Annotated in this window: 18 protein-coding genes; 5 read left to right on the top strand and 13 right to left on the bottom strand. The window is 58.2% G+C overall.

Annotated elements, in window-relative coordinates; all coding sequences use genetic code 11:
* The first annotated feature begins 212 nt into the window (after window positions 1-212).
* Complete coding sequence (gene ygfZ, locus D4100_RS21450) at window positions 213-1,205, top strand: tRNA-modifying protein YgfZ (RefSeq protein WP_119805215.1); 993 nt, start codon at window positions 213-215, stop codon at window positions 1,203-1,205.
* A gap of 85 nt (window positions 1,206-1,290) precedes the next feature.
* Here the strand turns inward: ygfZ and trhA are convergent, their stop codons facing one another.
* A complete protein-coding gene (gene trhA, locus D4100_RS21445; protein ID WP_043912556.1) occupies window positions 1,291-1,968 on the bottom strand; it encodes a PAQR family membrane homeostasis protein TrhA in 678 nt (225 codons plus the stop codon).
* Between the two features lie 189 nt (window positions 1,969-2,157).
* Here trhA and D4100_RS21440 point away from each other — a divergent pair, with 189 nt between their 5' ends.
* Window positions 2,158-2,766 (top strand): HD domain-containing protein, encoded by a 609-nt coding sequence (locus D4100_RS21440; protein WP_119805214.1) that lies wholly within the window; start codon window positions 2,158-2,160, stop codon window positions 2,764-2,766.
* 47 nt (window positions 2,767-2,813) lie between these two features.
* Here the strand turns inward: D4100_RS21440 and D4100_RS21435 are convergent, their stop codons facing one another.
* Genes D4100_RS21435 through D4100_RS21420 form a run of 4 tightly spaced genes read right to left on the bottom strand, consistent with a single transcriptional unit; the run spans window position 2,814 to window position 6,904 of the window.
* Window positions 2,814-4,139, bottom strand: a complete 1,326-nt coding sequence (locus D4100_RS21435) for an MFS transporter (protein ID WP_119805213.1) — start codon at window positions 4,137-4,139, stop codon at window positions 2,814-2,816.
* Window positions 4,136-4,789: a DUF4286 family protein gene (locus D4100_RS21430; protein ID WP_119805212.1), complete on the bottom strand. Its 654-nt coding sequence runs from the start codon at window positions 4,787-4,789 to the stop codon at window positions 4,136-4,138. Before D4100_RS21430 ends, D4100_RS21435 begins: the two co-directional genes overlap by 4 nt.
* Before the next feature lie 52 nt (window positions 4,790-4,841).
* Window positions 4,842-6,191 carry an amidase gene (locus D4100_RS21425; protein WP_119805211.1) on the bottom strand — a complete coding sequence of 450 codons (1,350 nt, stop codon included), beginning with the start codon at window positions 6,189-6,191 and terminating at the stop codon, window positions 4,842-4,844.
* Complete coding sequence (locus tag D4100_RS21420; protein ID WP_006319437.1) at window positions 6,191-6,904, bottom strand: DUF2848 domain-containing protein; 714 nt, start codon at window positions 6,902-6,904, stop codon at window positions 6,191-6,193. The genes D4100_RS21425 and D4100_RS21420 overlap by 1 nt, the downstream gene beginning before the upstream one ends.
* 127 nt (window positions 6,905-7,031) lie before the next feature.
* Here D4100_RS21420 and D4100_RS21415 point away from each other — a divergent pair, with 127 nt between their 5' ends.
* On the top strand, window positions 7,032-7,709 hold the full coding sequence (locus D4100_RS21415) for a GntR family transcriptional regulator (protein ID WP_006319438.1): 678 nt from the start codon (window positions 7,032-7,034) through the stop codon (window positions 7,707-7,709).
* Between the two features lie 66 nt (window positions 7,710-7,775).
* Here D4100_RS21415 and D4100_RS21410 read toward each other — a convergent pair whose 3' ends face one another.
* The 5 genes from D4100_RS21410 to D4100_RS21390 form a co-directional block, all read right to left on the bottom strand.
* Window positions 7,776-8,093, bottom strand: a complete 318-nt coding sequence (locus tag D4100_RS21410) for a BrnA antitoxin family protein (RefSeq protein ID WP_006319439.1) — start codon at window positions 8,091-8,093, stop codon at window positions 7,776-7,778.
* Window positions 8,071-8,379: a BrnT family toxin gene (locus tag D4100_RS21405; RefSeq protein ID WP_006319440.1), complete on the bottom strand. Its 309-nt coding sequence runs from the start codon at window positions 8,377-8,379 to the stop codon at window positions 8,071-8,073. The genes D4100_RS21410 and D4100_RS21405 overlap by 23 nt, the downstream gene beginning before the upstream one ends.
* Window positions 8,380-8,476: 97 nt before the next feature.
* Entirely contained in the window at window positions 8,477-9,223 is a 747-nt protein-coding gene (locus D4100_RS21400) for an SDR family oxidoreductase (protein ID WP_006319441.1), read from the bottom strand.
* A 26-nt stretch (window positions 9,224-9,249) separates the two neighbouring features.
* The gene (locus tag D4100_RS21395) at window positions 9,250-10,062 is read right to left on the bottom strand and encodes a MipA/OmpV family protein (RefSeq protein WP_119805210.1); all 813 of its coding nucleotides are present in this window, start codon (window positions 10,060-10,062) and stop codon (window positions 9,250-9,252) included.
* 29 nt (window positions 10,063-10,091) lie between these two features.
* Complete coding sequence (locus D4100_RS21390) at window positions 10,092-10,325, bottom strand: hypothetical protein (protein ID WP_119805209.1); 234 nt, start codon at window positions 10,323-10,325, stop codon at window positions 10,092-10,094.
* A gap of 188 nt (window positions 10,326-10,513) precedes the next feature.
* Between D4100_RS21390 and D4100_RS21385 the strand changes: the two genes are divergently transcribed.
* Window positions 10,514-11,182 (top strand): response regulator, encoded by a 669-nt coding sequence (locus D4100_RS21385; RefSeq protein WP_043912559.1) that lies wholly within the window; start codon window positions 10,514-10,516, stop codon window positions 11,180-11,182.
* Window positions 11,179-12,588 carry an ATP-binding protein gene (locus tag D4100_RS21380; protein WP_006319453.1) on the top strand — a complete coding sequence of 470 codons (1,410 nt, stop codon included), beginning with the start codon at window positions 11,179-11,181 and terminating at the stop codon, window positions 12,586-12,588. Before D4100_RS21385 ends, D4100_RS21380 begins: the two co-directional genes overlap by 4 nt.
* Window positions 12,589-12,834: 246 nt before the next feature.
* Here the strand turns inward: D4100_RS21380 and D4100_RS21375 are convergent, their stop codons facing one another.
* From D4100_RS21375 to gcvH, 3 genes are all read right to left on the bottom strand, one after another.
* Entirely contained in the window at window positions 12,835-13,800 is a 966-nt protein-coding gene (locus D4100_RS21375; protein WP_119805208.1) for a quinone oxidoreductase family protein, read from the bottom strand.
* Between the two features lie 122 nt (window positions 13,801-13,922).
* On the bottom strand, window positions 13,923-16,802 hold the full coding sequence (gene gcvP, locus D4100_RS21370; protein WP_119805207.1) for an aminomethyl-transferring glycine dehydrogenase: 2,880 nt from the start codon (window positions 16,800-16,802) through the stop codon (window positions 13,923-13,925).
* 221 nt (window positions 16,803-17,023) lie between these two features.
* Complete coding sequence (gene gcvH / locus D4100_RS21365) at window positions 17,024-17,410, bottom strand: glycine cleavage system protein GcvH (protein ID WP_006319456.1); 387 nt, start codon at window positions 17,408-17,410, stop codon at window positions 17,024-17,026.
* Window positions 17,411-17,436 lie beyond the last annotated feature (26 nt).

Below are 17,436 nucleotides of genomic sequence, written 5' to 3'. Positions count from 1 at the left end.
AAGGGTTACCTTTGGCCGCAAGCCCATAGAGTAACAATTTGACATACTCGCCGGGAAGGACGTTCTCAGCGTAAAGTGGAATAAAGCGCTAAATGTCAAAAAAAGCGCTGCCGGGGATGCAAGCGCGAATAACAGTTTGCAAAGCCCGCCGCCTCTTTTACCATGGGGCCAACACACCTTCAGGTAAGCTAAACGTTAAGCAGGATCTTACTATGGCGTATAAAATTCCATTTCCACCCCGTCAGCCTTCCGCTTCCTCCCATCTGCCCCTGACCCTGATCTCTCTGGAAGATTGGGCGCTGGTGACGCTGAACGGCCCGGATACGGTGAAATACCTCCAGGGCCAGGTGACCGCCGACATCGAAGCGCTGGCGGACGATCGTCACGTGCTGTGCGGCCACTGCGACGCCAAGGGCAAAATGTGGAGCAACCTGCGTCTGTTCCACCGCGGTGAAGGCTTCGCCTATCTGGAACGCCGCAGCGTGCTGGACAGCCAACTGGCGGAAATCAAGAAATACGCGGTGTTTTCCAAACTCACCATTGCCGCCGATAGCGAAGCGGTGCTGCTGGGCATAGCCGGTTTTCAGGCGCGCGCAGCGTTGGCGGGCGTATTCAACAGCCTGCCGGACGCCGAGCATCAGGTGGTACAAGAGGGTGAAACCACCCTGCTGCATTTCTCCCTGCCGGCGGAACGTTTTCTGCTGGTGACCACTGCCGCCGTGGCCGAACAATTAGTCGGCAAGCTGAACGAGCAGGCAGAGCTGAACGACAGCCAACAATGGCTGACGCTGGATATCGAAGCCGGTTACCCGGTGATTGACGCCGCCAACAGCGGGCAGTTGATTCCGCAGGCCACCAACCTGCAGGCGCTGGAAGGCATCAGCTTCAGTAAGGGCTGCTATACCGGCCAGGAGATGGTGGCCCGAGCCAAGTTCCGCGGTGCCAACAAGCGTGCGCTGTACTGGCTGGAAGGCAAAGCCGGGCGGGTGCCGCTGGCCGCTGAGGATCTCGAACTGCAGTTGGGCGAGAACTGGCGCCGGACCGGCACGGTGCTGGCCGCCGGCAAACTGGCCGATGGCCGGCTTTGGGTGCAGGCGGTGTTGAATAACGATTTAGAGACCGACAGCAAGCTGCGGGTACGTGACGATGCCGCAAGTCAGTTGACGATCAAACCCTTGCCGTATTCGTTGCTAGAAGAAAAATAGGCGCTGTCAGAGCGCGTCTGAGTCTATCCGCAATAGATTTCACGTTGCAGCCAACAACGCTGCAACGTGAAAGGTTCAGTGGATATTAAACGTACAGATAAATCGCCATAAAGTGGCACAGGCTGCCGCCGAGCACGAAACCATGCCAGATAGCATGGCCGAAGCGGAACCGTTTGGAAGCGTAAAAAATCACCCCCAGGGTATAAACCACGCCACCTACCGCCAGCAAGGTTACGCCGCCGATCGCCAGGCGAGTCGCCAACTGATAAATCACGATCAATGACAGCCAGCCCATCGTCAGATAGGTCACCAACGACAACGCCTCAAAGCGATGGGCGAACGCCAGTTTGAACAAGACCCCCAGCAGCGCCAGCCCCCAGATAACCGCCATCAACCCTTTGGCCAGCGGCGAGTTCAGGCCAACCAGCAGAAACGGCGTATAGGTACCGGCAATCAAGAGGTAAATGGCGCAGTGGTCAAATTTTTTCAGCCAGTGCTTGGCTTTCTGATGCGGAATGGCATGGTACAGGGTGGAGGCAAGATACAGCAGGATCATGCTGCCGCCATAAAGCGTGTAACTGGCGATGGCCGTCATATCCGCACCGGTATCCACCGCCTGCACCAGCAGCAACACCAGCCCGACAATACCGAAAACCAGCCCGATACCGTGGCTGATGCTATTGGCTATTTCTTCCGCCCACGGATACGCCGTAGCGGTATTTTCGTCGTTCTCGGCTTTCATCACTACGCCCGTATTTCCCATAAATCACAAACCCTCAAACGCCCAATATTGTTCGAAATTACCGCAAATCAGCTTAACTGAGAATAATTCCAGTGTACACGTGTACGCTAAAATAAAACTGTGAACGCGTGTAACGCCACAAACATCGAAATCCCCTGCCCGCTGGTCTACAATCGACGGGCTTCACCCATCTACCTTGAGGTTTACACCATGTCATCCGCTGTACCCGCGTTAGATTTCGGCTCCATGACCCAGGTCGTCCAGTTCCTGATGGAAATCGACAAGTTGAAAAGCGTGCAACGCCGCACCAAGGTTCTCGGCACCCAGCGCCAGGAAAACTCCGCCGAGCACAGTTGGCACTTTGCCATTGCCGCTCTCAGCCTGGCTGAGTATGCCGGTGAAGGCGTGAATATCCAGCGGGTGATCCAGATGGCGCTGCTGCATGACATCGTGGAAATCGATGCCGGTGACGTGCTGGTTTACGATCTGGCGGCGCGGGCGGCAATCCACGATCAGGAAGTGGCGGCGGCACGGAGACTGTTTGGCATGCTGCCTGCGGCACAACGCGAGTATTTCACCGCTTTATGGCAGGAGTATGAAGATGGCGAAAGCGCCGACGCGCGCTTTGCGCTGGTGCTGGACCGCACCATGCCGATGCTGATGAATCTGCATAACGAAGGCCAAAGCTGGGTCGAGAACGGCATCAGCCTCGAACAGGTGCTGTCGCGCAACGCGATGATCGCCGAAGTCCACCCGGAGCTGTGGAAGCACCTGCTGCAACACCTGCAGGACGCACAGCGCAAAGGCTGGTTGAAATAATCCCGCCGTCGCAGCAAGCCGGGTGAACCTCTCACCCGGCCTTCCTTTCACAAGGGTTTATGCGCCGTCTCCTTCGCGGCAATCACCGCCCACAGCGTGATCAGTAACGCCGCCACCACATAGGCCGAGATCGCCAGCGTGCTGCCGTAGGACTTGAACAGCGTAGCGATAATCAGCGGCGCAAAGCCGCCACCGAGAATGCCCGCCAGCGTGTAGGCCAGCGACGATCCGGCATAACGTACCCGGGTCGGGAACTGTTCGGTGATGAATGCCGCCTGCGGACCGTACATCGCCGCATGGATCAGCAAGCCGATCACCACCGCCAGGCAAATCAGCACCGGCTGGCTGCTGTCCAGCAACACAAAGAACACGAACGCCCAAACCATCGCAGCCAGCGCCCCGCCGATATACACCGGCCGACGGCCAAAGCGATCGGACAGCGCGCCGAACATAGGTACGGTAATGGCATTGCCAATCGCCCCCAGCATGGTGGCGGTCAGCGCCAGCGGGCGCGGCAGATTCAGCACCGTAGTGACGTAGGTCAGGGTAAATACCACCACCAGCGCATACAGCACGTCGGAACCGATGCGCGAGCCGCCGGCGATCAGCAAGGGGCGCCTGTGCTGAGTAAATACTTCGCGGATCGGAGCCTGAGTCACATCCCTCGACGCCTCCAGTTTCAGGAATGCCGGCGTTTCCCCCACGCCACGGCGCAACCACAAGCCAAATACCACCAGCACCAGGCTGAGCAGGAAAGGAATGCGCCAGCCCCACTGCTGGAAATCATCCGCCGACATCGCCACCGTCACCAACGTGATCAAACCGGTGCCGATCAGCGTGCCGCAGGAAGGACCAACCTGAGCAAACGAAGCGTTGCGTCCCCGCTGATGCGGTTTTCCGTGCTCCATCGACAACAGTACCGCGCCCGCCCATTCGCCCCCCAGCGCGATGCCCTGAATAAAGCGCAACGTCACCAACAGCAGCGGGCTCCAGATGCCCCAGGTGGCGTAGCCAGGTAACAGCCCCATCAATGCGGTGGTGACGCCCATAATCACCAGCGTGGTGACCAGCACAAACCGCCGGCCCAATACATCGCCGAGATGGCCAAAAACGATGCCGCCGATCGGCCGCGAGATATAGCCGACCGCATAGGTGGAAAACGCCAGAATGGTGCCCACCAGCGGATCGAACGACGGGAAGAATACGTGGTTGAAAATCAGCGCCGCCATGATGTTATAAACGGTGAAGTCATACCATTCCAATGCGGTGCCAATCGAACTGGCGGCCGCCAATCTGCCGGTTTTTGGCGGATGGGCAGCAGAAGCGGCGGCAGTCGAATCCGCGATCGGCGTTTCAGTGGTTGATGTGCTCATGATGTCAGCTCCTGCTTGGTCAGTTGCCAGCCAAGGACATAGTGCTGGGTCGCCTCAGCGGGTGTTTTCAACTGGCGACAGGCCAGTTCATTTAGCCGCTGACCGGCGGCGGCGCTGCTGCTTTCAATCAGCAACATCGGCAGCAGGCGACGGTTTTCCCGCGATTCTTTTGGCAACGGCGAGCTGAGTTCAACGTCGGGCGCGAGCAGGCTGCTGCGGACAAAACCGGGTTGCTCCGCCAGCATGCTCCCCAGATGTCTAATGGCAAGTTTCAGCCCCTCAGGCTCTGCCGGCTCGAGGGGGATGATAGCCAAATGGCTGCCGCAGCCCTGCCCGGTTACCGCCTCCACCGTGCACACCCGACGCATCGGATCACGCATTTTATCGAGGCTTGCCACCGACCAGGGGGTTTGTTGGGTAAAAGCGGCGCGGTAGGCCGCAGAAGTAAAACTGGCCAGGGATTCGGTTTTGTACAACCCAAGGTATTTACGCCCGCCCTGCAACGCCTGGTAGCGCGTGCCCGACAAAAAACCGGGAACGCGTACCCGCTCTTCCACATGCTCACGGTCGTACCACTGATTGAAATCCGCCTCGTCCTGCGCGGCGACATCTGTTGCGACAAACAGCATTCCGTTCGGGGAACCGGTCATGGGTACTCTCCTGTTAACTCAAAGTATGGCGGGGCCACGCCCCACCGGAAAATCACGCACCAGCGAGACAGCGTTCAATCGCCAGCGCCCAGCCCAGCAACGCCTCGTCATGCATCGGCAACCCGGCCAGCATCAGGCCAACCGGCGCTCCGCCAGGCCGTTGACAAGGCAGCGACAGCGCACAGCCGTCGAGGAAATTGATCACCGAAGGATTGCGCAGCGCGGCGCCATTGATACTGAAATAGGCATCTTCATCCGCTTCAAGCCCTGCAATCGTCGGCGCGACCAGCGGGACGGTCGGCATCAGCAGCGCGTCAAACATTTGCACGGCGGCGGTAACCCGCCGTTGCCACTCGGCGCGTAGCTGCCGTAGCTGCTGCAAATCCCCCTCCCCCAACGGCTGGCCGCGGCGAATGCGCGACAGCACCCGTGGGTCATATTCCTCGGCATGTTCGGCGATCAGCGCATGGTGCCAGCGCCAGGACTCCAGCGCGGTAAAACCGCCGGCGGCGTTGATAGCCGCCAGTTCGGCGAATTCCGCGCAGGGAATGTGTTCAATCTGCGCGCCGGCCTCCACCAGCCGCTGCAGGCTGAGGTGAAACGCCGCAGCGACCTCCTCGTCCAGGTCGTCCAGCACCAGGGTTTGCGGCACCGCAAAGCGCGCCTGACTCAAGTTTTTTAACTGCGGCTGCAGCGGCCGTTCGGCTATCGCCGTATCCAACACAATGCAACCGGCAACGTCGTGAGCAATCACGCCAATCGAATCCAGCGACGGTGACAGCGGCAGCAGGCCACCATCGCTAATGCGCCGGGCGGTAGGCTTGAAACCGGTCAGGCCGCAGAAGGCCGCCGGGATCCGCACCGATCCGCCGGTGTCACTGCCAATCGAGCCAAAACACATCCCCTCGGCCACCGCGACCGCAGCCCCGGAGGACGAACCGCCGGGAATTCGACGCACGGCCCGATCCCAAGGGTTGGCGGGCGTGCCGTAGTGAGGGTTGATCCCAAGCCCGGAATAGGCGAACTCGGTCATGTTGGTTTTGCCGATAACCACCGCCCCCGCCTGCAACAAGCGTTCCACCACGGCGGCATGTTTTGCGGCGACCGGCGCGGCGGCCAATACCCGTGAGCCGGCGGCGGTGGCTTCACCGGCCACGTCGAACAAGTCTTTGACCGATACCGGCACACCGTCCAGCGCTGACAAAGGATTCCCCTCCGCGCGCCGCCGATCGGCAGCCAGTGCCTGCCGTTGCGCCCACGGCGCATAAACGCGGGTAAAAGCGCGCACTCCCTCGCCCTGCTCATCGGCAATATGCGCCAGCGCGGCGGCGGTCAGCTGCACGCTGCTCAATTCACCGCAGGCCAGCCCGGCGGCGGCCTGTCCTAACGTCAGTTTTTTCATCACGCCACCACCGGCAGTTCGATGCTGTGATAGCCATGCGTGATGGAGCGCCCCAGTACCTCGTCCGCCAGTTCCATGCGGAACTCGGTCGCCGGCCGGATGCCGCCAATCGCCGCCACCGTACCGCAGGTCATGGCCAGACCATCGTGCGGCTGCGGCAGCGTCAGCCCACCTTCCGGCAACTGCCGGCCGCCCAGATAGCGCTCCAGCAGGTCGCCCGGGGTGCGCAGGCTGGCAAGGCTTCCTTGCTGATAAAGCCGAAACTCCCCGTCCTCCTTGATCCACGAACGCAGGATCAGCGAATCCCAATGTGTAACCACCTCCCGCAGCGGCCAGGCAGCGCGCGCAACCGGCTTAACGCAGATCTGTTTGGATAGCGCTACACTGTGCACTTCCAGTTGACGATCGGTATGGTCGGACGCCAGCGAAACGAACAGCTCGCCGCGATGGGCAAAGATCAGCGGTTCCGCTTCCCCGGAAGTGGCGTTGCCGATCACTTCTATGCGTTCGCTCTGGCTTAGCTGGTTAACCGCCACCCGGTAAAACAGCGGGATTGCACTGGGTTGGGGCACACCCAGTTCGGCCAACTCCCGAATATGGTGCAAAATCGCCTCGCGATCGCGGCCGGTCCAGCCGGCGATCACCAGATGATCAATCTCGGCATCCAGCGTCCCCGCGCCGCAGGATTCGGGTAAAGTGAAGGTCAATCTCATGGCGTTGTGCCTCTTTGGTTAAAATACTGTGAAATTTCACTATATCTTTAGTAACCAAATAAGCGATTTCCGTGCCATGTTTTTGTGTACTATGTCTAAAAACTTTCTTTTGCAGGAGCAGAACGTGATGACCGTTGACGCAGAGAGCCAGTCACTCCCGACGGCAGAGGAAGCCGGGCTGTCACTGAATGAACTGGCCTATCGGCGCTTCAAGCAGGCGCTGGTGACGTTGAGCTATAAACCTGGCGAATATCTCAATACCGCACAGGTCATGAGCGAACTGGATATGGGCAGAACGCCGATCAATCAGGCGATCCACCGTTTGGCCAATGAAGGGTTGCTGCAGGTGATCCCGCGCAAAGGAGTGATGGTATCGCCGCTGTCGATGGATGACGCGCTGGAGCTGATCGAAGTGCGGCTCGCCAATGAAATGCTGTGTATGCGGCTGGCGAGCAAAAGGATTACCGAGCCACAGATCGCTGCGCTGACCGCGCTAAACCAGCAAATCGAAGCCGCCTGCCAGAGCCGCGACCGGGTACGGATGATGACGCTAGATCACGCGTTCCATCAGGAGCTGGCGCTGATCGCCGGCAATAACATGTTGGCGGACATATTGAGCGTACTGCACGCCAGAGCGCAGCGTTTCTGGGCCAGCACCTTGTCGCGGGAAGGGCATATGCGGGAGGTGATCGAGGAGCATCGGGCGATTATCGCCGCACTGGCTGCCCAGGACAGCGACGCGGCGGCCAATGCCGCAGAGGCGCATATTCTGTCGTTCCGCAGCGCGCTACTGCATGAGGGCTGAGCAAGTTCAGAGAACAAATCCGGTGATCTGGAATCACCGGATAATTAACCACACGTCAGCTCTATTTTACTCTTCATGTTCATGCTCTTTCAGCATCGCTTCACGCAGCACTGCGTTCAAACGTTTCTGATAGCCCTTACCGGGTCTTTGGAGCCACGCCAGAATATCGGCATCAATTCTTATCGTTTTTGACACTTTCATCGGCTTATAGAAACGCCCCTGAACTGCCTGCGCCCATGTTTCCTCACTGAGCGTTGGCGCATCGCCGTAGTCAATTTCAGCATCGCCTAAAGCTCTCAGAGAAGCTATCTGCGCTTTTTGCTCCTCCGTCAATGGAGGAAGCAGACTATGCCGCACGTCCCTAACCGAATTTTTGCGCTTCATATTCCCTCCTTTCTTTAGCATCCGCCCTACGAGCAGAAATGATGCGGATGATTTCAATACTATCACCGTCTGCATCGGTCTCATGCGTTGTATGCACCACGAGCAGTATCAGGCACCCATCAACCATGCCGATGGTTTGCCAGCGTTGTTCTCCGCCCTCAATGCGTTCAATCACCGCCAATTGGTTTGGGTCTGAAAACACATGCTGTGCCAGATCAAAGCTAATGTGATGTTTTACCAGATTACTTTGGCTTTTATTTTGATTCCATTCAAAAGAAACATACATTTTTGTAACTACAAAACGGTTGTTATTTGATCAGAAATTACACCCTATAATGCTCGCTGTCAAAATGAAATCCTTGTAATTTCAGCTAACAAAACTGTCACCGCCCGCCGGCAGCCTCGATAAAACTGCCGGTCACGTAAGACGCGGCATCGGACAGCAGAAAGGCGATAGCTTCCGCCACCTCTTCCGGATAGCCGCCACGCTGCATCGGCAACCCGCTTTTTACCCGGTCGACGCGCCCCGGCTCACCGCCGCTGGCATGCATTTCGGTGTAAATACACCCTGGCCGCACACAGTTGACCCGAATACCCTGCGCCGCCACCTCGAGCGAAAGCCCGGTAGTCAGCGTGTCGACCGCCCCCTTCGATGCGGCGTAGTCGATGTACTCCCACGGTGCCCCCAAACGGGCAGCGGCGGAAGACACATTGACGATCGCACCACCCTGCCCGCCATGGCGCTTGGCCATGCGCTTCACCGCCTCGCGGCAGCAGAGAAAATAACCGGTCACGTTGGTGGTTAACACCTTGTTGATGCGCTCGGCGGTCAGTTGCTCAATACCGGTCTGCTGAAACAGAATGCCGGCATTGTTGACCAGTGCGTCGAGCGAGCCAAGGGTTGCGTCCAGTTTGGCAAACATCGCCACCACTTGGTTTTCGTCAGCGATATCCGCCTGCAATGCCAGCGCCCGGCCCCCCAGTGACTCAATCTCAGTGACAACCTGCTGCGCCGCCGTCTCATCTTTCAGATAGTTAACGCCCACAGCGTACCCCTGACGAGCCAGCAGCAGCGCCGTGGCACGCCCAATACCCCGGCTGGCGCCGGTGACCAATGCAACTCTCGACATGCTGTTCCTTTTTTTGGGTTGGGTAATCAGAAACTGTAACTGGCGCTCAGGAAGGCAACCCCAGCCACTTTTTTCTCGACGATCGGGCTTTTGGCCGCATCGCCCAACAGAGTATAGATACCCACACCGGCCTGGAAGGCGATTTCTGGCGTCCATTGGTAATTCAGTGCGCTATTGAGTGCCACCTGGTTGAAGCCACTCCCCGGCCGATAGGCGGCGAAAGCGGTTTGCTGCGCCTGACGCTGCGTTACACCGAAATAACCGCGCTGATAGCCGCTGTTGGCCCAGGTGGTGCTCAGGTCGGTCGACAGGGTCAGCGTATCGCTCAGCGGATAAACCGCCGCCACGCCCAGATCGACGTAGGCGGTATTCCCCAGGTCTTCCCCCCCATAACGGCGCGTCTTGGTCGCCTGCATGCCCTTTACATAGGCATGGAAAGCATCAAATTTATAACTCAGCTCTATGCCCGCCTCAAAAGCGCCCTTGAGATCACCCATGCCTTTTAGCCGCTTATTGCGGCCGCTCAGCGTTTTCACCTCTTCATCTCGCCCGGCGTCATAACCGGCCAATAAGGCGATGCCAAACGGCCCTGACAAGGGTAACTGCCAGCGCGCCCCTTCACTCAGGCCCAGACTGAAATCACCCCAGGCCGATTTAGCGTAGCCAGCCTCAATATCGTACAACGGCTCGGCGCTATAGCTGGAAGCCCCCTGATAAATCGGCGCCACCGCCATGCCGCCGCTGAGTTTCAATGAAGCTTCCCCGCCGTCCTGCGTAAAGCCTTGCAAGGGAAATAGCATCAATAATGTCGCTGCGGAATAACCCAGAGTATTTTTCACCTTCTCTACCTTATTATTTAATGGGGATCTTATAGCGCCGCCAGGCGCCGTAATTGTTTTTTAATACGGGGTTTGAAGCTGTTAAAAATATCCGGCATCGCCGTATGCGAGCTACGCTGTATACCCGTCGGGTGTGGCGCTGGTTTGTTTTCACCCCAGACTCCGGCATTAAAAAGCATCAAGGCCAGAGCAACGAATAAAATCGTACGCGGGCGAGTAACTCCCCCGGTGATGGCTGAATTTGAAGCGTTTCCGGCATGCATTTTTTTACCCTGAGGTGATAGCTGTGCCGGAAATCCTACCCGAAACGCCGGGAGCCTCCCTTAACGTGAAATTAACGCCAGATTAAGGTTTGCTTAAGAAGGGGGGAGCGAACAGCCACACGGCGTTGTCTTCCTCCGAGGGTTGTAGTTATATAGCCGCCAGCGCAGTGACATAAACCGGGTATCAAGTGAACATATTGCTTGTGGAAGACGATCTGCAATTGGGTAAAGCCCTGTGCCGCGCATTGGAACTGGCAGGGTTCAACCTGTGCTGGGTGCGGCTGCTCCATGATGCACAAGATAAATTATCGCAACGCAGCTTCGACTTAATGCTGCTGGATCTGACGCTGCCCGACGGCGACGGCTTGACGAGACTGGTCGAATGGCGCGCCGCCGGACAAAATATTCCCATCATTATTCTGACCGCCCGCGATCGCATAGAAAGCCTGGTCAATAGTCTGGACTCCGGCGCAGACGACTTTCTGGCCAAACCTTTTGCGCTGCCGGAACTGATTTCACGCGTGAAGGCGGTGAACCGACGCATGGCCGGGTTTGCCTCCCAGACCTGGAGCCTCGGCAATCTGTATCTGGACCCGATGAACCATCAGGTAACATTGGAGGACGAACTGTTGCTGCTGTCGAAAAAAGAGTACCGATTGCTGCATGAACTGATGCGCTGCGCCGGCACGGTGGTGCGCAAAGCCGCACTGGAACAGCGGCTGTTCGGCAATGGCGACTGTGTGGAGAGTAATTCTCTGGAGGTGCATATGCATAACCTGCGACGCAAGATCGGCAAGGAAAGAATTATTACCGTGCGCGGCATCGGCTATTTATTAAAAAAAGAGACGCAGGGATGATTAGCTTCAAATCGTTTTTTATGCGCATCATTGTTTTTCAGGTTATGGCTATTTTATTGCTGTGGGGAATATTGCTCGGTTGGGTTAAATACCTTTATTACCCCGATACGGAAAAGTATTTGGACAACCAACAACGTATTGTCGCACAGGGTATTGCCAACATTCTCGATAAGACCGACATTACCGACAGCAATTATCTCGGGATCATCAAGGATATCGAGATGATGTATATTGATTCGATCAAAAACGGTATGCAGGACGAAATAGACTATCGCCCATTATTTGTGGTTTACGACCACAATAATCGGATGCTCTACGCCTCGCCGCCACAGGAAAAACCCTTGTTCCTGCCCCCATCGGTCCTGTCCGGCGCCATCAGCTATGCCAACGTGAAATGGCATATCGCCGGCAGTTGGAGCGATAAACGGCGGTTTCGGGTGATCGTCGGCGAATCCTTTGACAACCGCACCACCATTTTCGGCAATCCGGCGGAAAGCACCGCAATTCCCCTGTTGGTGGTCCTGGCTGCCATTATTGTTACGCTGCTGATCACCGCTTATTTCAGCCTGCGGCCGCTGCGGCAAATCGCCAGAATGATTTCCGATCGCAAGCCCGGCAATTTATCGCCGATCAACGTCCGTGAGCAATACCAGGAAATTCGGCCGGTAGTGTTGGAAATCAATAAGTTGATGACGCGTATCGATGCCGCCAATCAGCGTGAAAAACGCTTTATGGCCGATGCCGCGCACGAACTGCGCACCCCGATCGCCGCCGTGCTGGCGCAATTGCATTTGCTGACCCAGGTAGCGGACAAGACCGAGCGGCAGGAAATTATTGAAGACATGCAGCAGGGGCTGGATCGCGCTGCGTCGCTGTCACGCCAGCTGATTGACCTGGCCAAGCTGGAATCGGAAAACTTTCCGCTGAAGATTGAAGCGGTGGATATCTACGCAGAAATCAGCAAATGCATTGCGCAGCACGTGCCCTATGCGCTGGAGAAAAACGTCGAACTTTCGCTGGATGGCAGTGAAAGTGTGGTGATTGAGACTGACCGCCACTCGCTGATTGCCATATTCACCAACCTGCTGGATAACGCCATCAAATACGCGCCGGCTGGCGGTCGCATCGAAGCCAACATCCGTTCGCTGTCGCCGATGGGTTGCTACGTTAGCCTGCGCGACAATGGGCCGGGCGTGAATAAAGAACACTGCAAACGCCTGTTTGAACGCTTTTACCGCGTACCCGGCACGCAACAGATCGGCAGCGGTCTGGGGCTGGCGATCGCCAAAAACCTGGCCGATAAAATCGGTGCGCAGCTGCGGATCACCGAAGGGCTTGACGATCGCGGTATCGGATTCGTGATCGATCTGCCGGAAAATTACCCGGCCCCGCAGGGAAAGGAATAAAGGATCAGACTGCTGACAAAGCCCATTATTAGGGAGAGCGTGCCGAAGGGGTCGTAGCGGCTTGCCCGCCGGAGCGCCCCTCGGTGCGCTAGGCCCGAGTATCTCGGGTTCAAAGACAACTTTGTCATCAAACTCGGATCTGGCCCATTTTTAGGCGGGTGCGGTACTGTGCCTCGGGCTGGCCACCGGGGTGGCGGCGCTGGCCCGTTTTTTCCTGGCGACCAAACTGGCCGCCAGGGCTAACGCCTAACGCGAAATGCGGATCACCGAACGAACGTCGCTTTTCTTGTTCAAATCCCAGACGGCGGCAATCTCGGTTAAACCATGCTCCTGCGTTTCGACGGCGATCTTGCCTGCCGCCGCCAGGGCCAGGATCTCGTTGGCATATCTCTGCATTTCTGCCACCGGCGGGAAGTTACCGGTACCGCTGCCCATAATCTGCAGCTGATTACTGCGCAGCACCGCCGCCGGCAGCCGGATATCCGGCCCGGCCATTGAGCCGACGTTAACCAGCCGGATACCGCGCCCTCCGGCATAGGAAGAGAGATCGTGGTTGTTCAAGGTGGCGAGCAGCGCTTCGGTGGCCGCTCCCCAGATATAATCGATAATCACGTTATAGCCTGCCGGGCCGGCGGCGTCGGCAAAAGCCTGTACCAGTTCAGCGCCTTCCAGCCCGAGATCTACCGTGCCATCAACGCCCAGCGCATCCAACACGCTTTGCCGACGACCGGCCGCCACGATGCGCCCCGCTCCCGCCTGACGCGCGGCGGCCACCGCCAGTTTGCCTGACGTGCCCGTAGCGCCAATAATCAGCACAGTTTCACCCGGCTGTACCTCGGCGCGCCAATGAAGCGGCAGCCAGGCGGCGAAAGCCGGGTTTATCAGCGCCGCGGCGGTGGCGTCATCCACGCCTTCCGGCACCGGCACTGTCCATGACGCGACGGTTCTTTCCGCCAGTGCGCCATGCGGCTGGCGGAACGAGGCGAAATACACCCGTTGGCCGTCCGGTGCATAGCCCACGCCATCAGTGCCGGGCACAATCGGCAAGGTCCTGGGGCTGGAGTAGTGGGTTCCCGCTACCATCGCGCGGTCAAGCTGCTTGATGCCCGCCAACGTCACCTCAATCAACACCTCCCCCGCCTGAGCCTGCGGCTCTTCGACTGACCCGAAAACCGGTGGCTGCCCTAACGTTTTTACGATTGCCGCTTTCATAACGATTCCTTATGCCATTGAGTTTGCCCATTAAGCAGTGAAGCGCAATCACTGCGGCCCGGCAATAAAAAAGGGACACCGCATCATGCGGTGTCCCTTGCTAACAAACTTTACCGAATGTGTTATTCGTATTCGCTCATTGGCACGCAGGAGCAGAACAGGTTACGGTCGCCGTACACGTCATCCAGGCGCTTCACGCTCGGCCAGTATTTGTTCTCACGCACACCGGCGACAGGGAACACCGCCAGCTCGCGGCTGTAGGCATGCTGCCAATCGCTGACCAGCTCCGCCTGAATGTGCGGTGCGTTCACCAGCGGATTGTCTTCCAGCGGCCATTCGCCTTTCGCCACCCGGTCTATCTCGCTGCGAATGGCCAGCATCGCGTCGATAAAGCGATCCAGCTCCACCTTGCTTTCCGATTCGGTAGGTTCGACCATCAGCGTGCCCGCAACCGGGAACGACATGGTCGGCGCATGGAAACCGTAGTCAATCAGGCGTTTGGCGATGTCCATTTCGCTGATGCCGGTCTCTTCTTTCAGCGGACGAATATCGAGAATACATTCATGCGCCACGCGATGGTCGCGGCCGGTATACAGCACCGGATAGGCATCTTTCAGACGGGTCGCGATGTAGTTGGCGTTGAGGATCGCCACCTGGCTCGCCAGTTTTAACCCTTCCGCGCCCATCATGCGGATGTACATCCAACTGATTGGCAAAATTGAGGCGCTGCCGAACGGCGCGGCGGACACTGCGCCTTGCTGAGTGGTTACGCCGTCGATCTGCACCACGCTGTGGCCCGGCACAAAGGGTGCCAGATGCGCTTTCACGCCGATCGGGCCCATTCCCGGGCCGCCGCCGCCGTGCGGGATGCAGAAGGTTTTGTGCAGGTTAAGGTGCGAGACGTCCGCACCGATGTAACCTGGAGTAGTAATGCCGACCTGAGCATTCATGTTGGCGCCGTCGAGGTACACCTGGCCGCCGAACTGATGAACGATCTGGCACACTTCGCGGATGGTTTCTTCATACACGCCGTGGGTAGACGGGTAAGTCACCATGATGCAGGACAGCGCTTCGCCCGCCTGTTCTGCCTTGACGCGCAGATCGTGCAGATCGATGTTGCCGTTTTTGTCACAGGCCACTACCACGACGCTCATGCCCGCCATCTGGGCGGAAGCCGGGTTGGTGCCGTGCGCGGAACTTGGGATCAGGCAGATATGACGGCCCGCTTCGTTACGGCTTTCGTGGTAACGGCGGATCGCCAGCAGGCCGGCGTACTCGCCCTGCGCGCCGGAGTTCGGCTGCATGCAAACCGCATCGTAGCCGGTCAATTGCACCAGCCACTGCGACAACTGGCCGATCATCTGCTGATAGCCTGCCGCCTGCTCTGGCGGGCAGAATGGGTGCAGTTCGGAGAATTCAGGCCAGGTGATCGGGATCATTTCCGCCGCCGCATTCAGCTTCATGGTGCAGGAGCCGAGCGGGATCATCGCCTGGTTGAGCGCCAAATCTTTGCGCTCCAGACGGTGCATATAACGCATCATCTCGGTTTCGCTGTGGTAGCGATTGAATACCGGATGGGACAAGATCGGATCCTTGCGCAGCATCGCCGCCGGGATCGACAGGCCGTTTTTGCTCACCGCCGCGTCCAGCGCGTCGATGTCCAGCCCGTGATCGTCACCCACCAACAGGGCGAACAACGTCTGCACGTCTTCACGCGAGGTGGCTTCGTCCAGCGTGATACCCACCGCGCCGTGGATGTCGGTACGCAGGTTGATGCCAAAGCTCAGCGCGCGTTCCAGCACTGCGGCCTTGTCTTTGACTTCCACCGTCAGGGTATCGAACCAGGTTTTATGACGCAGCGCCAGACCAGCCTGCAGCAATCCGGCGGCCAGAATGTCGGTCAGGCGATGGATACGCCCGGCAATGCGCTGCAGGCCCTGCGGGCCGTGGTACACCGCGTACAGGCTGGCGATGTTGGCCAGCAGCACCTGCGAGGTACAAATATTCGAGTTGGCTTTTTCGCGGCGGATATGTTGCTCACGGGTTTGCATCGCCATACGCAGCGCGGTATTGCCGGCAGCATCGCGGGATACGCCGATAATGCGGCCCGGCATTGAGCGTTTGAATTCGTCGCGGCAAGCGAAGAAGGCGGCGTGCGGGCCGCCGTAACCCATTGGCACGCCAAAGCGCTGCGCGGAACCGAAGACCACGTCTGCGCCCTGTTTGCCCGGTGCGGTCAACAGCACCAGCGCCATGATGTCGGCCGCCACGCTGGTGACGATTTTGCGGGTTTTCAGCTCAGCCAGCAACGCACCGTAGTCGTGCAGTTCGCCGGTGGTGCCCACCTGTTGCAACAGCACACCGAACACGCCCTGCAGCTCCAGCACCTTCTCGGCTTGATCCACGATCACTTCAAAACCGAAGGTTTCGGCGCGAGTACGCACCACGTCCAACGTTTGCGGATGCACGTCGTCAGCCACGAAGAAGCGGTTGGCGTCTTTCAGCTTGCTGGCACGCTTGGCCAGCGCCATCGCTTCGGCGGCGGCGGTGGCTTCGTCCAGCAGCGAGGCGGACGCCAGATCCAGACCGGTCAGATCCAGAGTCAGGGTCTGGAAGTTCAGTAGCGCCTCAAGGCGGCCCTGCGACACTTCCGGCTGATAAGGGGTATAAGCGGTGTACCAGCCCGGATTTTCCAGCATGTTGCGCAGGATCACCGGCGGCGTCAGCACCGCGCTGTAGCCCATACCGATATAGGATTTGTAGCGCTGATTCTGCGAGGCAATCGCCTTCAGTTCGGCCAGCGCCTGATGTTCAGTCGCCGCATCGCCCACCGGCGGCGGCCCCGGCAACTGAATGTCTGCCGGCACAATCTGTTGGATCAGCGCGCTGAGCGAGCGTGCGCCCACCGCTTCCAGCAACTGCTGCTGTTGTTGCGCAGAAGAGCCGATGTGGCGTTCGATGAACGCTTCGCTGTGTTCAAGTTGGCTGAGTGTCTGAGTCATTGCTACAAATTCCTGAATGCTGACGGGATACGGGATATAGCCTGTTCTATAACTGAAACGCCCTACCCTCAATGCCTGGGTAAAGGCGTTACATACTCAATGGATTTCAAGTTGCAGCCAGGCGGCCGGCTTGCTTATCCCCAGGCGCTGACTTAAGTAAGTCACCGGGGTAAGCCAGTGCAGATAACCAGGCTGCACTTGAAAGACGAAGAGTATGTTGATTACTCGTCGATAGAAGCCTGGTATGCACCGGCATCCAACAGCTTACCGAGTTCGGCAGCGTCGGAAGCCTTGATGCGGAACAGCCAGCCATCGCCATAAGGCTCGCTGTTCACCAGCTCAGGTGAAGCTTCCAGCGCGTCGTTGACCGCAACGATTTCGCCGCTGATTGGCGCATAGATATCGGAAGCGGCCTTCACCGATTCCGCCACGGCGCAGTCGTCGCCGGCGGTCACTGCCGCACCAACTTCTGGCAGATCGACAAACACCATGTCACCCAGCAGTTCCTGCGCGTGTTCGGTGATGCCTACCACGTATTCACCATTGCCTTCGTCACGCACCCATTCGTGGGATGCCGCATATTTCAATTCTGTTGGCACATTGCTCATCGCCAGCTACTCCTTCGAAGAAATAA

This window comes from Serratia inhibens, assembly GCF_003591175.1.
Taxonomy (GTDB): Bacteria; Pseudomonadota; Gammaproteobacteria; order Enterobacterales; family Enterobacteriaceae; genus Serratia; species Serratia inhibens.
The sequence above is the reverse complement of the archived record's forward strand: the minus strand, read 5'-3'. Positions and strand labels throughout refer to the sequence as shown.

What these genes read in the sequence shown, in the direction of transcription:
- ygfZ (WP_119805215.1), top strand. Translation starts at nt 213, where the DNA reads ATGGCGTATAAAATTCCATTTCCACCCCGTCAGCCTTCCGCTTCCTCC.
- trhA (WP_043912556.1), bottom strand. Translation starts at nt 1,968, where the DNA reads ATGGGAAATACGGGCGTAGTGATGAAAGCCGAGAACGACGAAAATACC.
- D4100_RS21440 (WP_119805214.1), top strand. Translation starts at nt 2,158, where the DNA reads ATGTCATCCGCTGTACCCGCGTTAGATTTCGGCTCCATGACCCAGGTC.
- D4100_RS21435 (WP_119805213.1), bottom strand. Translation starts at nt 4,139, where the DNA reads ATGAGCACATCAACCACTGAAACGCCGATCGCGGATTCGACTGCCGCC.
- D4100_RS21430 (WP_119805212.1), bottom strand. Translation starts at nt 4,789, where the DNA reads ATGACCGGTTCCCCGAACGGAATGCTGTTTGTCGCAACAGATGTCGCC.
- D4100_RS21425 (WP_119805211.1), bottom strand. Translation starts at nt 6,191, where the DNA reads ATGAAAAAACTGACGTTAGGACAGGCCGCCGCCGGGCTGGCCTGCGGT.
- D4100_RS21420 (WP_006319437.1), bottom strand. Translation starts at nt 6,904, where the DNA reads ATGAGATTGACCTTCACTTTACCCGAATCCTGCGGCGCGGGGACGCTG.
- D4100_RS21415 (WP_006319438.1), top strand. Translation starts at nt 7,032, where the DNA reads ATGACCGTTGACGCAGAGAGCCAGTCACTCCCGACGGCAGAGGAAGCC.
- D4100_RS21410 (WP_006319439.1), bottom strand. Translation starts at nt 8,093, where the DNA reads ATGAAGCGCAAAAATTCGGTTAGGGACGTGCGGCATAGTCTGCTTCCT.
- D4100_RS21405 (WP_006319440.1), bottom strand. Translation starts at nt 8,379, where the DNA reads ATGTATGTTTCTTTTGAATGGAATCAAAATAAAAGCCAAAGTAATCTG.
- D4100_RS21400 (WP_006319441.1), bottom strand. Translation starts at nt 9,223, where the DNA reads ATGTCGAGAGTTGCATTGGTCACCGGCGCCAGCCGGGGTATTGGGCGT.
- D4100_RS21390 (WP_119805209.1), bottom strand. Translation starts at nt 10,325, where the DNA reads ATGCATGCCGGAAACGCTTCAAATTCAGCCATCACCGGGGGAGTTACT.
- D4100_RS21380 (WP_006319453.1), top strand. Translation starts at nt 11,179, where the DNA reads ATGATTAGCTTCAAATCGTTTTTTATGCGCATCATTGTTTTTCAGGTT.
- D4100_RS21375 (WP_119805208.1), bottom strand. Translation starts at nt 13,800, where the DNA reads ATGAAAGCGGCAATCGTAAAAACGTTAGGGCAGCCACCGGTTTTCGGG.
- gcvP (WP_119805207.1), bottom strand. Translation starts at nt 16,802, where the DNA reads ATGACTCAGACACTCAGCCAACTTGAACACAGCGAAGCGTTCATCGAA.
- gcvH (WP_006319456.1), bottom strand. Translation starts at nt 17,410, where the DNA reads ATGAGCAATGTGCCAACAGAATTGAAATATGCGGCATCCCACGAATGG.